The organism is Sphingobacterium sp. 18053 (genome assembly GCF_902706145.1).
Lineage (GTDB): Bacteria > Bacteroidota > Bacteroidia > Sphingobacteriales > Sphingobacteriaceae > Sphingobacterium > Sphingobacterium paramultivorum.
The window spans coordinates 585,330-598,284 of sequence record NZ_CACSJW010000005.1 but is presented as its reverse complement, the minus strand read 5'-3'; the positions used below and the strand labels follow the sequence as shown (position 1 = coordinate 598,284).

The following is a 12,955-nucleotide window of genomic DNA, read 5'->3' as shown; positions in this document are numbered from 1 at the left end:
GAATTAATGAAACATAGCAATGAATAGATATCAATATGACAGTATATGCATAGGAAGATCAACCATGACTTTCTATCCTATATTGTCAATACTAAAGCTAATTTTACTCTTTTTGTTTCTTTTGCAAGCGCTCAATTCTTTTGCGCAGGAAACTTCGGGTACAATTAACGGAAAGGTGCAAAGTAGCAGTGGAACTCTTGTGGAGAAGGCGACCGTTACTGTGATACACACACCAACGGGGACCCGTTATGTGCAATCGACCGATAAAGATGGACGTTTTACTTTAAATAATATTCGTATTGGAGGTCCATATACAGTTGATGTAAGCAGCATTGGATTACAAACAGAACGTAAAGAAAATATATTTGTGCGTTTGGGAGAATCCTTGCAGACTGATTTTATTATGCAACAGCGTAATGAAACACTTAGCGAGGTCATTGTGACTGGCCGGAAAGCTGATACAAGGGCAGGGACAGTAGGGACCGGAAATCATTTCAGTGGCGAGCAAGTCAGGAATATGCCTACAGTCAACCGTTCTATTACGGATGTAACTCGGCTTACCCCTCAAGGAAGTCGCGACAACAGCTTCGGTGGTACAAATTTCAGGTATAATAATGTCACGATAGACGGTGCCATCAATAATGATGCAATAGGTTTTAGCCCCTCTCTTGGCGGACAAACGGGGACCTCAGGAATGGCGGGGAGCAGTACAAGAACAAACCCCATATCAATAGATGCTATCCAGGATATGCAAGTATTTTTGGCTCCCTACGATGTCAAGATCGGAAATTTTACAGGCGGTTCGGTCAATGCTGTCACTCGAAGTGGTACAAACCAAGTTGAAGGTTCGGTTTACGCCTATGGACGGAATGCCGCATTAACGGGTAAGGACCGTGTGGGAACTTTGGGGAAAATGAATAAAGATTTTTATGATTATCAAACAGGTTTCCGAATAGGATTTCCTTTAATAAAAGATAAATTATTCTTTTTCAGTAATGAAGAGTTTACCAGGCGTCAAGATCCTACGCAGTTGCGTGTTGGAACTGTCGAAACAGCTCATATCCTAGAGCAGCGTGATGTAGAAGCAATAGCCGAAGCTGCTCGTTCTCGTTATGGTGATATTTTTAATATTGGAACCGCAGGTAATTATACAAATTGGTCCCGGTCAACCAAGTTTTTCAATCGTTTAGACTGGAATATAAATGCCAAACATCAGTTGGCAATCCGTAACAATACAATCTTTAGTAAGGCAACTCACATGGATCGGGATCAACAGGATTTTCGGTTCAGTAGTATGGCCTTTGAACAAGAGAACAACCAAACAAGTACCGTTGCAGAATTGAAAAGTAGATTTAGTAATAATCTTTCTTCCAATATTGTGTTGGGATATACACAGGTAAATGATCGACGTGACCCCTTAAGTGATCCTTCCTTACCTCAGGTACAGATACAAGGACGTACACCGGGCACAACAATTTATCTTGGAACTGATCGTGAAGCTAGTATATTTAACATGCGACAAGGTACCTGGGAGATTACGGCCAATCTAAATTGGACAAAAGGTAGGCATAAATTGTTATTTGGAACACATAATGAGCTTTATCGCATTCGGTATGGGTTTGTTAATAGTTGGAATGGTCGGGTTGATTACAATAGTATTGCAGATTTCGTCGCGAATGTTCCGTATCGTGTAAGAGGAAGTTACAACTATAAGGATAATTCCCGTTCTTACATTTTGGATCATCCCGCGGCTAACTTCTCTGTTGATATGTATAGTCTCTACATTCAGGATGAAATCCGTATAAATGATCGTTTCCAAATCATACCTGGGCTCCGTGCGGATTTGGCAGCTTTGCCAACAATGCCGACACGAAGTGATAAAGTCAATGACATGTGGTCTGACCCTACTTTTGGTACAACCTACACTTATACACCACCGAATCGGTTAAGAAATGAGTTTCTAAATAGGATACAGTTGTCTCCGAGAATTGGCTTTCGATGGGAGGCAATGGACAATAAACAACTGACTGTCCGGGGGGGCGCCGGTTTGTTTACAGGGCGTATACCGTTTGCTTGGTTGGCTTATGCATACTATAATACGGGTAACAGTTACGGTGCTTTCGATCAAAAAGCAGATCAGAAACCATTTGCACCTGGGTCTGACCCTATAAAGCCAAGTCCGAATGGAATAGGTGAGTTTATAGCGCAGAATGGCGCTGTCATTAATGATCCAAGCACCGGAAAAACACAGGTTGATCTGGTCGATAACAATTTTGTGCTGCCGCAGGTGCTGCGGTCCAGCTTGGGTATAGATTACAAAGTTGAAAGCTGGAAATTTACGATTGAAGGCATTTATACAAAGAATATTAAAGATGTTCTATTTCAGCAGCTGAACAACAAGGATAACCCATTATGGTATGGGTATGACGTCAATAAACAACAACCTGTTTATAGCGGTACTGTGGATAATCGTTTCTCGAATGTATATCTTCTGAGTAATACCAATCAGGGGTACCGCTACAGTATAACAGGGACCATTGGGAAAACGATCAAAGAAAAATTGAATGCTACACTGAGCTACACCTATGGAGAATCAAAGGATTTAAGTAATGGCGTACGTAATTCTATGGAAAGTAACTGGCAACTGAATCAGTCACTTGTCCCTAATAATCCAAAGTTAGCTTACAGCAATTTCGATATCCGTCACCGTATCGTTTCGAGTATAAATTACGAACAAACTTGGCGTAATGCAGGACGTACGAATTTTACCTTGTATGTCAGTGCGCAATCTGGAAGTCCATTTACCTATGGTATCGTCAATAACAGCATACAAGGCTTGCCACAGCAAGTAAGTTTGGTTTATATTCCAAGACCGACGGAAGCAATTCATTACTTTAAAGATCTTGCAAATGGTCTTTCTGCTCAGCAGCAAGCAGATGCTTTTAATCGGTTCATTGATGGTAATGATTATCTGAGCTCCCGTAGGGGTGATTTTACAGAGCGTAATATGGGACGTACACCATGGAATGTACAGGCAGATCTTCGAATTGCACATGATCTCTTTCTTCAGAAGTCAAAGAAACAATTTATAACATTTTCGGTGGATGTTATGAACTTGACTAATCTAATCTCCAAGAAATGGGGTATTCAATATTTTTCACCCAATACATTTAATTCGACGAGTAGTGTGGGCCTTACCCCATCATTATTTCCGCCGAGGCAAAATGCTGATAGCTGGCCCGTATTTACCTTTAGTGATCCTGGGCAACCTTATAGCATCGATTATTTTAACTCAAGAGCACAAATACAATGTGGGGTTCGATATACATTCTAGTTTGGTCATTTGGGAAAAACCTAAAAGGATAGCGGATATATAGTTATAAGAATTTATTCCAATGAAAAATACAATTAATCTAGTCATCATATCTATATGGATGGCTATTGCGACGATCGGTTGCAGTAAAAAGGAAGAATTGGTCGATAAAATTCCGGCTAAAGTGGATAGTTATTACCCTAATTCTGGTAAAGCTGGCACCCTAGTTACGATTGAAGGACAGGGCTTCAGCGGGGCAATTACAGAATTTTCTGCAACAGTTGCAGGGAGTTCGGCAGAAGTGATTAGCGCTACTCCAACATCGGTTGTTTTACGTGCGCCAAAAGGTGACAAAAGTGGAGGAATTGTCTTGAAGTATGGAAGTAATAGTTTTGATGTTGGTACTTATACCTATCAAGATCTTTCAGTCTCAAAAATTTTTCCGACAAATGGTACGGGAGGCACCCAGCTACGGATTGACGGGGAGGGGTTTGGTAGTACAGATAAACCTGCAGAAGTCTATGTTAATGGCAAAAAAGCTTTGGTTGTAAGTGTTACAGATAAAATAATCGTTGCAGAAATTCCTGAAGATGCGGGGTATGGTGCTGTAGAAGTTCGTGTGGATGGTAAAAAGTCGCAAGGACAGAATTTTACTTATCAGGTCGTCCGCAGTATTAAACCATTAACAGGTGGGGCGGGAACCAAAGTTACCCTAACGGGTGAAGGCTTCGAAAAAGTCAGTTCGGGGAATATCGTTGATTTCAATGGAAAGATCGCGGTCGTATTGGAGTCTAGTCCTGAAAAAATTGTCGTAGTGGCTCCAGCTGGCGTCAGTACAGGACTTCTATCCGTGAATATCAATGAACAGAAAATTTCAGGTCCGAAATTTACGGTTGTAGGCAAGCCTGAAATTGGCGCAGTTTCTCCTTTGAGTGGCCCAAAAGGGGCTGAAATGACAATAAGTGGGCTATTGTTTAGTAAAGAACTTGGCGAAAATCAGGTTTTTATAAATGGAAAGCAAGTTGCTGTTTCTTCAAGTAGTGAAAATCAGCTTAAGTTGATCATCCCTGGAGGAACTGGATCCGGAAAGGTAAGGGTTGTAGTCAACGATCAATCCGTGGAAGGACCACAGTTTAAGGATCAGACGCTTGGTATTCGTTCTATAAGTCCAGACAATGGTTTGGCGGGAACAAGTGTAACCTTATTGGGAACTGGATTTAGTACAAATGCTGCCGAAAATAGGGTTTATTTTAATGGTGTTTTGACCCCTGTGACAAGTGCTAGTGACAATAAGTTGGTTATGGAGGCACCACAGGGTGTTGCAACAGGCGAGGTAAAGGTAATCGTTGGCGGTCAGGATGCTTTAGCACCGCAACCGTTCCGTCGCGCAGGTGTAATGACATTCGTAGGGGGGCCAGGAAGTACGGTATTCGGCAATAACCTAGCTGGAATGGCGATAGATGCGCAGGGAAATTTATATGTCGCAGATCCAGAGAATAAACAAGTTAAAAAGGTATCCCCGACTGGAAGTGTATCTATTTTGCAGGTAGATGGTGCCAATGCTGTATTCGACTATCCTACAGGAATAGTTGTTGACCCACAAAACAATATTTATGTCAGCGATCAGCGAACAAATCAGATCTTTAAAATTACACCTGCGGGCAAACGCACTATACATGCAAAAGGATTTTCTCCGGGTTCAATGTGTTTAGATCTGTCAGGGAATTTATATGTCGCAGTAGCTGGTTTTGCGCAGGGTATAAACAAAGTCAACGTGGCTGGAAATTATACTAAGGTACCCGGACCTAGTTGGGTAATGGCTAAGCCCTTTGTGGATAGTCAAGGAGTTTTGTATTATTCGGATCAGAATACGAGCAGCAATAACGGGATCGAAATTGTAAGACCGGGTGATGCACGTGGGGAACGTTGGGTTGGAGGTTCGGATGCGGGCTATCAAGATGGGATTGGAACGAACACATATTTCAACGGAATAGGCGGTATCACAGCAGGATTAAATAACAGATTGATTGTTGCCGATAACTACAATTATGCTATTCGGGAGGTCAATATGTCGACACGAGAAGTGACTACTTTGATAAAGGGAACGAATGGATATGTGGATGGTACTTTATCGACAGCACGGTTTGGTCTGATAAAAGATGTGGTAGTAGATAAAGATGGTAATATCTATCTTCTGGATGTTGGTAATAAAGCTATTCGGAAACTGTTTCTGAAATAACAATTGTACATAAATCCCCGATGCAATCGTATTGTTTTTTTAGGAGATCCTCTCTTTGAAAATAATGCGGAGTATGTGTCGGGGATTTTTATGTTAAAATTGAAAGGACACCTTTAACTATTGAGGCAAATAGACAATGATTAAAGTGTATTATTCGCAAGTAAGAAGTCTCCGTAGAAATCGGGGATATTGCTCTCGTAAATTGCATTTGCGACAGCTGTTATTGGGTAATCTACTTTAACGATCTCGGCATTAATTTCTTTATGAGATAAGGTTATTATTGCGTAGGTCGCTTTTCTGTCTTTTTCTTTACTACGCCCGACTGAACCACCATTGATAAACAAGACGTCTCCATCCTGTTGAATATAAGAATGGTGTGTATGCCCCATCACCAGAATATCGATTGCTCTTTGCTTTAATTGAGTCGATAGAGCATGCTTTGGAGTTGATTCATGGATGTACTCGTCGTTGCTTTGAAGGCTCGCGTGCACAAGCAGTATTTTCCTGAGGCTCGTTCCAAGCTTGAAGGTTAGTTCAATGTTGTAGGGTAATGTTGCTAACCACTTTTTATGAGGGGCCGATATCTCTTTTTTACTTATGTTGATGGCGATTTCCCGATTTGAAGTCTCTATTACATCATGGTGTGGTAAAGGGATAATGGCTTCGTCAAAAGCAATTCTCTGGTCATGGTTTCCTAGTAGACATGGAATGTTTTTTTCTTGTATTCTGTCAATGACTTCATTACCCCAAGGTGCGAAATCAACAAGATCACCTAAGCAGTAGATTTGTGTTAATCCTCTATTTTTGATATCTGTTAATACCGCATCCAATGCAATTAAATTGGCATGAATATCACTTATTATGGCAATTTGTATCATATTCTTATACTACAAACATAATCATTCGGGTAATCAGTCAACGTACAATTTATGAGCTAAGGAAGAAAATGATAATAGCATTATAATTTTTAGGCTAAAAGGGGAGAAATTGGTTGAAATTGGTGAAGAAATACTTTAAAATAAGCACATAGCTAATAGCCTCAGCTATGTGCTTATTTAGGTGGTACGTTACTAAAGATTCATCCCGCCGGATACCTCAATACGTTGTCCGTTGATCCATCTTGCGTCTTCGGTACAAAGGAAGGCAACCACACCGCCGATATCGTCAGGTACACCAGCACGTCCTAAAGCTGTAACAGCTGCAATATGCGCATTTGTTTCTTTGTTATCCCGCACATGCCCGCCGCCAAAGTCTGTCTCGATTGCACCGGGAGCGACAACGTTTGCTGCAATACCACGGGGACCAAGTTCTTTGGCAAGATACCTCGTCAATACCTCGATTGCTCCTTTCATCGAGCCATAGGCAGATGATCCCGGAAATGCAAAACGTGCGAGACCAGAAGAAATATTGATAATACGTCCACCATCGTTCAAATAGGGAAGAACTTTCTGCGTGAGAAAAAATACTCCTTTATAATGGATATTATAAGCTGTATCGAATTGCTCTTCCGTAGTTTCCATGAAAGGGGCGTATAATGCTGTTCCGGCATTATTGATTAGGAAATCGAAGTTTGGTTGTCCTGTTTCTTGTTTTATATGCTGTGTAACTCGTTCGATGAAGAGATCAAAAGACTGCACATTGCCTGCGTCTAATTGGAATGCGGCAGCCTTTTGTCCCAAAGACTGTATATGTGAAACCACATGATCTGCTTCTTCTCGATTACTGTTATAGGTTAAGATGACATCGATTCCTTTTTTCGCGAGATTAATTGCCATGTTTCTACCTAAGCCACGACTTCCGCCTGTTACCAAAGCTATTTTATTTGTAGTCATTTTTGATTTGTTTTAAGATTCAACAACACAAAGGTCCTTTAAAAAGACGGATTCTCCTTTGCAATAAGCAAATGGATATTTGTAAAATTCAAATTATAACGTTTGAGAGCGGAAATTGTTTGGTGCCAAACCTGTCTGTTTTTTGAAAAAATTTGAAAAGTGGGCTATCTCTTCAAAGCCAAGTGAAAATGCGATTTCAGAAATGTTCCAATCGGTTTGTCGTAGCAATATTTTAGCTTCCTGTACGATCCTTGCGGCAATGACATGGCTTGTTGTTTTACCTGTATTTTCTTTTAGGGTTTTATTCAGGTGATTGACATGTATGGCAAGCCGTTCCGCAAAATCATTAGCTGTTCGTAGTTGTAGGCGTTGCATTGGGGATTCAATGGGGAATTGCCTTTCTAGTAATTCTATAAATAGAGATGTGATTCTATTTGAGGCATTAGAAGTTGGATTCGTCATACTCTTTGGCTGGAGTTTTTGCCCATAGTGGATAATTTCCAGTACATAATTTCGCAGCAGATCGTATTTAAAGACGTACTCTGAAGAAAGCTCTTTATTTATTTTTACGAAGATTTCCTCTATTTCAATACGTTGTTCTTCTGATAATTGAAAAATCGGAAGGCCGCCCGGTTGAAAGATAGGGAGATCATCTATGTTAACACCACTTTTATTTCGGGTTAGAAATTCATCGGTGAAAACGCAGAAATAACCCTTCTGATGCTCATCTTTCGGTATCCAATGGTAAGGAACTTTTGGGGTAGCAAATACAAGTGCTGATTCATCGATTTCGATCACTTTGTCGGCATATTCAGCCGTGTTTTTCCCTGTGATTAAGCTTATTTTATAGTACGTACGCTTATTGTAGGGCATGATCGGTTTATCTTTTAATGTAGCTGCAAGTTCCTCAAAGTTGAATACATTAAAATGACCAATCTCTCTTGCGATCTCTTTTGGGATGCTCGCATTGATCTCCTGATAAAACTGTTCAATGGAAGTTGTTTTCATTTAAACTCGATTTGCAATAATCAAATGTACTGGTTTTAAATTACATTCGATACTCGCAGTTATGTTTTTGAGATTTTGCTATTCTCATCTTAATGTAAATTGCAATATTATATTTTGCACAATATAATTTCTTGCCATACATTTGTACAAACAAAACAAATTGAAATATGAAAACGTTATATAACATCGGCGCGACAGCCAAAGGAGGACGAAACGGTCAGGTAAGAAGTGAAAATGGTGTACTGGATTTAGCTGTTCGTATGCCAAAAGGACTAGGAGGTGCGAATGATGATTATGCCAATCCAGAGATGCTTTTTGCTGCAGGTTACGCTGCGTGTTTTGATAGTGCCTTGAATTTGGTCATTAGGTCAGAAAAAGTAAAAACTGGAGAGACTTCGGTAACTGCACATGTGAGTATTGGACAATTGGATAATGGTGGTTTTGGATTGGCTGCAGAATTACATGCAAATATACCTGGCGTAAGCTTAGAGTTAGCACAACAATTAATTGAAAAAGCACATCAAGTGTGCCCTTATTCAAATGCAACTAGGGGTAATATGGATGTCAAATTGACGGTATCAACTAACGAATAATATATGAATTATATTGCCAACGTGCTTACAGCACTCGTACTTTTAGAACATGTATACATTGTATGGATGGAAATGTTTGCTTGGGAAACTGCAGGAAAACGTAGTTTTGGAAAGGCTCTTCCGGCAGAATTATTTAAGCCAACGAAGGGGCTTGCTGCAAATCAAGGGCTCTACAATGGCTTTCTCGTTGCAGGTTTAGCCTGGTCTTTTTTAATCAATGACCCCATCTGGAGTCGCAATGTACGCCTGTTCTTTTTAGGATGTGTCCTTGTTGCCGGTATTTTTGGTGGAATTACAGCGAGCAAAAAGATATTTTTTGTACAAGGAGTTCCTGCATTGTTGGCGTTGTTATCCGTTATACTCGTAAAATAAAAATATAATTATATGTCATTAATAGAAGATTTACAATGGCGTCATGCTGTGAAAGCATACGATCCGACAAAAAAAGTTAGTCAAGAAAATATAGATAAAATCGTTGAAGCAGCGCGCTTTGCACCGACTTCCTCGGGCTTACAGCCATTTAAAATATTGATTGTTGAAAATCAGGCATTGAAAGAAGAATTGGCAAAAGGAGCACTAAATCCAGACTGTATGCGTGAATGCTCACATGTGCTTGTTTTCGCTGCATGGGATCGTTATACAGAAGAACGTATTGATAAAGTTTATGATTTTACTACAGATGAACGGGATTTGCCAAGGGGACGCTTTGGCTCCTATACGGACAAGTTAAAATCTATTTATCTGAATGAAGCTGCAGAAAGAAATTTTGCGCACACGGCAAGACAGACTTATATAGCCTTAGGTTTGGCTTTGGCTCAGGCAGCTGAACTTCGTGTCGATTCTACCCCTGCAGAAGGCTTCGATAACCATGTGGTGGATACGGTATTGCAATTGGAAAAACATGGATTAAAAAGTGTCTCGTTAATGTATGTTGGTGTCGCAGACAGTTCCCGGGATTGGATCTCAACAATGAAGAAGGTTCGAATACCCAAGGAAGATTTTGTTGTTGAGTACAAATAGTTGATTACTGTTTTTCAATCCCTTAAAAACTCAATATCTTTGTAAGATGGATGATTTATTAAAATTAGATAAGCAGCTTTGCTTTTCAGTCTATGTGCTACATAGAGAAATTATGCAGCAATATCGAACTATCCTTGAAGAGATTGACTTGACCTATCCCCAGTATATCACCATGATGGCTTTATGGGAGAATGATGAGCAAACAGTAAATCAATTAGGGGCTAAGCTATTTCTAGATAATGGAACGCTTACGCCACTGTTGAAACGTTTGGAGACGAAAGCATTGCTTACCCGGACACGAAGCAAAGAAGATGAACGCGTGGTGAAAGTACGGCTTACCGTACAAGGATTGCAATTAAAGGAAAAGGCGAGCTGTGTTCCCATGCAGATTTTTGAAGCCTTAAAGCTCGACTATGCGGATATGGTTCAGCTTAAAGCCTTGGCAGAAAAAATCGTGAATAATGTTGGAAACAGCTAGTTTTTTTTGATATGGATTGTCTTGAGCTATAAATGTTCACGTGCCTTTTATTATACATCATTTTAGCATATTTCGGATTTTTTGACAGGACTATAATGTGGAGATTCGTGGTATGGAAAATGTCATTCAAAACATAGAAAATCTAGATTGGCCTGCAATTACAGAAGAAATGCATAAACAGGGTTATGTGGTCATTCCAAATCTATTGACAGATTTACAATGCGATCTATTAAAAAAAGGGTATAGCGATTCGACGCTCTACCGTAAAACTGTCGTTATGGAGAGATATCGATTCGGAATAGGAGAGTACAAATATTTTGACTACCCACTACCAGAGTTGATTCAAACAATTCGATCCCAACTTTATCCCCATCTGGCCGTCATTGCTAATGCTTGGTTTCGCGCGCTGAAAGTCGATAAGTCGTTTTCGATGAAACATGAAGACCTTTTGACTGATTGCCGCTTGAAAGGACAACAACAGGCAACAGTATTGATTTTGAAATATAGTCAAGGAGGTTTCAATACCCTACATCAGGACTTATATGGAGAAATCTATTTTCCGATGCAAGCGGTGTTTATGTTGAACGAGCCAGAAATAGATTTTACAGGGGGGGAATTTGTCCTAACGCAACAAATACCTAGAGCGCAGTCAAAGGCTATTGTTTTGAAACCCCAAAAGGGAGATCTCGTGCTATTTGCGACAAATTTTAGGCCTGAGAAAGGACGAATCGGATATTTTAGGGTTAATATGAAACACGGGGTGAGTGAAGTTACGGCAGGTGAACGCCATGCGTTGGGTATTATTTTTCACGACGCCGAGAGATAAAACCCGCACAATGGAATGGCATAAAAATATATCAGATGCTTCATTGCACGCCAAGATTCGAACGGGAGAAATTCGCTTAGGAGGCAATGAAAAATTAAAAATTTATGGATTGCTTTGTTGTATTTCGGGAAAAAGGATGAAGCGGGAGAACAGGGTCTTTTTTGCCACTAAGCAAGAAGCGCTACAGCATCAATATCGTCCTTGTGGGCACTGCTTAAAAGCGAACTATGTTGAATGGAAGGAAAAAAATAGGAGATTTGGTGAAGTGTAGGTCGCATTAAGTTCTCTTATATAGAGCATCTAAGTAAATCGAGTTTGGAAAAAGCATCTTATGTCAATTTCCTTGTGTATTGTTGAATTTTGTGTTTATCTTGAGGCAGGGTTAATTATCGTAGATCAAAAGAAAAATGCGTTTATTTTCGATTGCTGTTTATTTTATTTTTTCGGCTCTGCTGTTGATAAGCTGTGAAGAGCGGAGGCGAGATACTAAAGTATTGAGTTATATAGCGCATAGTGAACGGGATAGTGCCCGTTTGGATCTTAATCTTTTCGAGAGCCGTTTTCATGGTAAATTGTTCTTTTATAGACCTGGAGGTGAGGTTGATTCAGGAGATATTCGCGGCAATATCCAAAAAGACACATTGCTTGGGGACTATTATTATACGCCATTTGGCTGGGGACAGAAAAAAAGAAGACCCTTTGTTTTATTAAAAAAAGGGTCTCTGTATATTTTAGGTACAGGAGCGGAGCAAGTGTATATGGGAATTCCACATTATATACCTTCAACCGTCAATTTCCAAGACCCAAAGTTTATCTTTGAGAAAGTTAATCACTAGCCCTAATCATCTAAAATAGGCGTCTACAGTATATTTTTTAAACGAATATATTGTAGTAGCATAATGGTTTTTCCATCTTTGATTTCACCTGTATCAATCATATGTAGTGCTTCTTCGATATTGATTTCTAGAATTTCAATATGCTCTTCCTCTTCTTCTAAACCACCGCCATCGCCAACTTTCATGTTATTAGTGTATTCTGCTATAAAAAAATGTAGAATTTCAGTTACAGAACCTGGAGACATATATGCTTCAAATATCTTTTTTGCTTCCTTGATCTGATAGCCTGTTTCTTCTTCTGTTTCCCTTCGTATACAGTCGTGGGGAGAATCTTGATCAAGTAGACCTGCACAAGCTTCGATAAGCATGCCTGATTCATTTCCGTTGATGTAGGTGGGTATTCGAAATTGTCTTGTTAATATGACTGTTTGAGTACTGGTATTATAGAGTAAAATGACAGCTCCATTGCCACGATCATAAGCTTCTCGGCTTTGTTGCTGTACCGTGCCATCGGGTTTGCTGTATTGATAAGTCACTTTTTTTAAAGTGTACCAGTTGTCTGATAGAATTTCAGTTTTTACAATTTTAATATCTTTTATTGCCATTTTTAGCGCGTTAAAGTCAAAATATAAAAATAAGAATTGCAATCCAAACTAAGCAGGAAAAACTAAGAGAAGCTTTGATGTATGTCGCGATTCTCCATGGTGCTACCCAGCGTAGTCGAAGCGGGATAAAAAGTAGGATGAAACCCGTTATTAAACTAACAGGTATAATAGAAAAGAAATTAGTTATTTTAAACAAAGATGTGTT

The 12,955-nt window shown here is 39.7% G+C and carries 13 protein-coding genes; 9 read left to right on the top strand and 4 right to left on the bottom strand.

Annotated elements, in window-relative coordinates:
- Positions 1-19 precede the first annotated feature (19 nt).
- Both GVK91_RS14990 and GVK91_RS14985 read left to right on the top strand, forming a co-directional pair.
- Positions 20-3,334 (top strand): carboxypeptidase regulatory-like domain-containing protein, encoded by a 3,315-nt coding sequence (locus GVK91_RS14990; RefSeq protein WP_235032935.1) that lies wholly within the window; start codon positions 20-22, stop codon positions 3,332-3,334.
- A 61-nt stretch (positions 3,335-3,395) separates the two neighbouring features.
- Positions 3,396-5,552, top strand: a complete 2,157-nt coding sequence (locus tag GVK91_RS14985; protein ID WP_159729780.1) for an IPT/TIG domain-containing protein — start codon at positions 3,396-3,398, stop codon at positions 5,550-5,552.
- Between the two features lie 140 nt (positions 5,553-5,692).
- On the opposite strand, the gene GVK91_RS14980 is transcribed toward GVK91_RS14985, so the two are convergent.
- From GVK91_RS14980 to GVK91_RS14970, 3 genes are all read right to left on the bottom strand, one after another.
- Entirely contained in the window at positions 5,693-6,430 is a 738-nt protein-coding gene (locus tag GVK91_RS14980; protein WP_159729778.1) for a metallophosphoesterase, read from the bottom strand.
- 192 nt (positions 6,431-6,622) lie between these two features.
- Positions 6,623-7,384: an SDR family NAD(P)-dependent oxidoreductase gene (locus GVK91_RS14975; RefSeq protein ID WP_159729776.1), complete on the bottom strand. Its 762-nt coding sequence runs from the start codon at positions 7,382-7,384 to the stop codon at positions 6,623-6,625.
- Between the two features lie 93 nt (positions 7,385-7,477).
- Positions 7,478-8,392: an AraC family transcriptional regulator gene (locus GVK91_RS14970; RefSeq protein ID WP_159729774.1), complete on the bottom strand. Its 915-nt coding sequence runs from the start codon at positions 8,390-8,392 to the stop codon at positions 7,478-7,480.
- Positions 8,393-8,559: 167 nt separating this feature from the next.
- On the opposite strand from GVK91_RS14970, the gene GVK91_RS14965 reads away from it, so the two are divergent.
- The 7 genes from GVK91_RS14965 to GVK91_RS14935 all read left to right on the top strand — a co-directional run bounded on the left by GVK91_RS14965 (position 8,560) and on the right by GVK91_RS14935 (position 12,145).
- On the top strand, positions 8,560-8,985 hold the full coding sequence (locus GVK91_RS14965) for an organic hydroperoxide resistance protein (RefSeq protein WP_159729772.1): 426 nt from the start codon (positions 8,560-8,562) through the stop codon (positions 8,983-8,985).
- 3 nt (positions 8,986-8,988) lie between these two features.
- A complete protein-coding gene (locus tag GVK91_RS14960; RefSeq protein ID WP_159729770.1) occupies positions 8,989-9,357 on the top strand; it encodes a DUF1304 domain-containing protein in 369 nt (122 codons plus the stop codon).
- 12 nt (positions 9,358-9,369) lie between these two features.
- Positions 9,370-10,005 carry a nitroreductase family protein gene (locus tag GVK91_RS14955; protein ID WP_159729768.1) on the top strand — a complete coding sequence of 212 codons (636 nt, stop codon included), beginning with the start codon at positions 9,370-9,372 and terminating at the stop codon, positions 10,003-10,005.
- A 46-nt stretch (positions 10,006-10,051) separates the two neighbouring features.
- On the top strand, positions 10,052-10,483 hold the full coding sequence (locus GVK91_RS14950; protein WP_159729766.1) for a MarR family winged helix-turn-helix transcriptional regulator: 432 nt from the start codon (positions 10,052-10,054) through the stop codon (positions 10,481-10,483).
- Positions 10,484-10,595: 112 nt separating this feature from the next.
- Positions 10,596-11,309 (top strand): 2OG-Fe(II) oxygenase, encoded by a 714-nt coding sequence (locus GVK91_RS14945; protein ID WP_159729764.1) that lies wholly within the window; start codon positions 10,596-10,598, stop codon positions 11,307-11,309.
- Between the two features lie 10 nt (positions 11,310-11,319).
- The gene (locus GVK91_RS14940; RefSeq protein WP_159729762.1) at positions 11,320-11,580 is read left to right on the top strand and encodes an Ada metal-binding domain-containing protein; all 261 of its coding nucleotides are present in this window, start codon (positions 11,320-11,322) and stop codon (positions 11,578-11,580) included.
- A gap of 136 nt (positions 11,581-11,716) precedes the next feature.
- Positions 11,717-12,145, top strand: coding sequence for a hypothetical protein (locus tag GVK91_RS14935; protein WP_159729760.1), 429 nt, complete (start codon positions 11,717-11,719; stop codon positions 12,143-12,145).
- A 23-nt stretch (positions 12,146-12,168) separates the two neighbouring features.
- Here the strand turns inward: GVK91_RS14935 and nudK are convergent, their stop codons facing one another.
- Positions 12,169-12,750 (bottom strand): GDP-mannose pyrophosphatase NudK, encoded by a 582-nt coding sequence (gene nudK, locus GVK91_RS14930; protein WP_159729758.1) that lies wholly within the window; start codon positions 12,748-12,750, stop codon positions 12,169-12,171.
- Positions 12,751-12,955: the final 205 nt, after the last annotated feature.

Excerpts from the sequence above, each read along its gene's own strand:
- GVK91_RS14990 (WP_235032935.1), top strand. The coding sequence starts at position 20 with ATGAATAGATATCAATATGACAGTATATGCATAGGAAGATCAACCATG.
- GVK91_RS14985 (WP_159729780.1), top strand. The coding sequence starts at position 3,396 with ATGAAAAATACAATTAATCTAGTCATCATATCTATATGGATGGCTATT.
- GVK91_RS14980 (WP_159729778.1), bottom strand. The coding sequence starts at position 6,430 with ATGATACAAATTGCCATAATAAGTGATATTCATGCCAATTTAATTGCA.
- GVK91_RS14975 (WP_159729776.1), bottom strand. The coding sequence starts at position 7,384 with ATGACTACAAATAAAATAGCTTTGGTAACAGGCGGAAGTCGTGGCTTA.
- GVK91_RS14970 (WP_159729774.1), bottom strand. The coding sequence starts at position 8,392 with ATGAAAACAACTTCCATTGAACAGTTTTATCAGGAGATCAATGCGAGC.
- GVK91_RS14965 (WP_159729772.1), top strand. The coding sequence starts at position 8,560 with ATGAAAACGTTATATAACATCGGCGCGACAGCCAAAGGAGGACGAAAC.
- GVK91_RS14960 (WP_159729770.1), top strand. The coding sequence starts at position 8,989 with ATGAATTATATTGCCAACGTGCTTACAGCACTCGTACTTTTAGAACAT.
- GVK91_RS14955 (WP_159729768.1), top strand. The coding sequence starts at position 9,370 with ATGTCATTAATAGAAGATTTACAATGGCGTCATGCTGTGAAAGCATAC.
- GVK91_RS14950 (WP_159729766.1), top strand. The coding sequence starts at position 10,052 with ATGGATGATTTATTAAAATTAGATAAGCAGCTTTGCTTTTCAGTCTAT.
- GVK91_RS14945 (WP_159729764.1), top strand. The coding sequence starts at position 10,596 with ATGGAAAATGTCATTCAAAACATAGAAAATCTAGATTGGCCTGCAATT.
- GVK91_RS14940 (WP_159729762.1), top strand. The coding sequence starts at position 11,320 with ATGGAATGGCATAAAAATATATCAGATGCTTCATTGCACGCCAAGATT.
- GVK91_RS14935 (WP_159729760.1), top strand. The coding sequence starts at position 11,717 with ATGCGTTTATTTTCGATTGCTGTTTATTTTATTTTTTCGGCTCTGCTG.
- nudK (WP_159729758.1), bottom strand. The coding sequence starts at position 12,750 with ATGGCAATAAAAGATATTAAAATTGTAAAAACTGAAATTCTATCAGAC.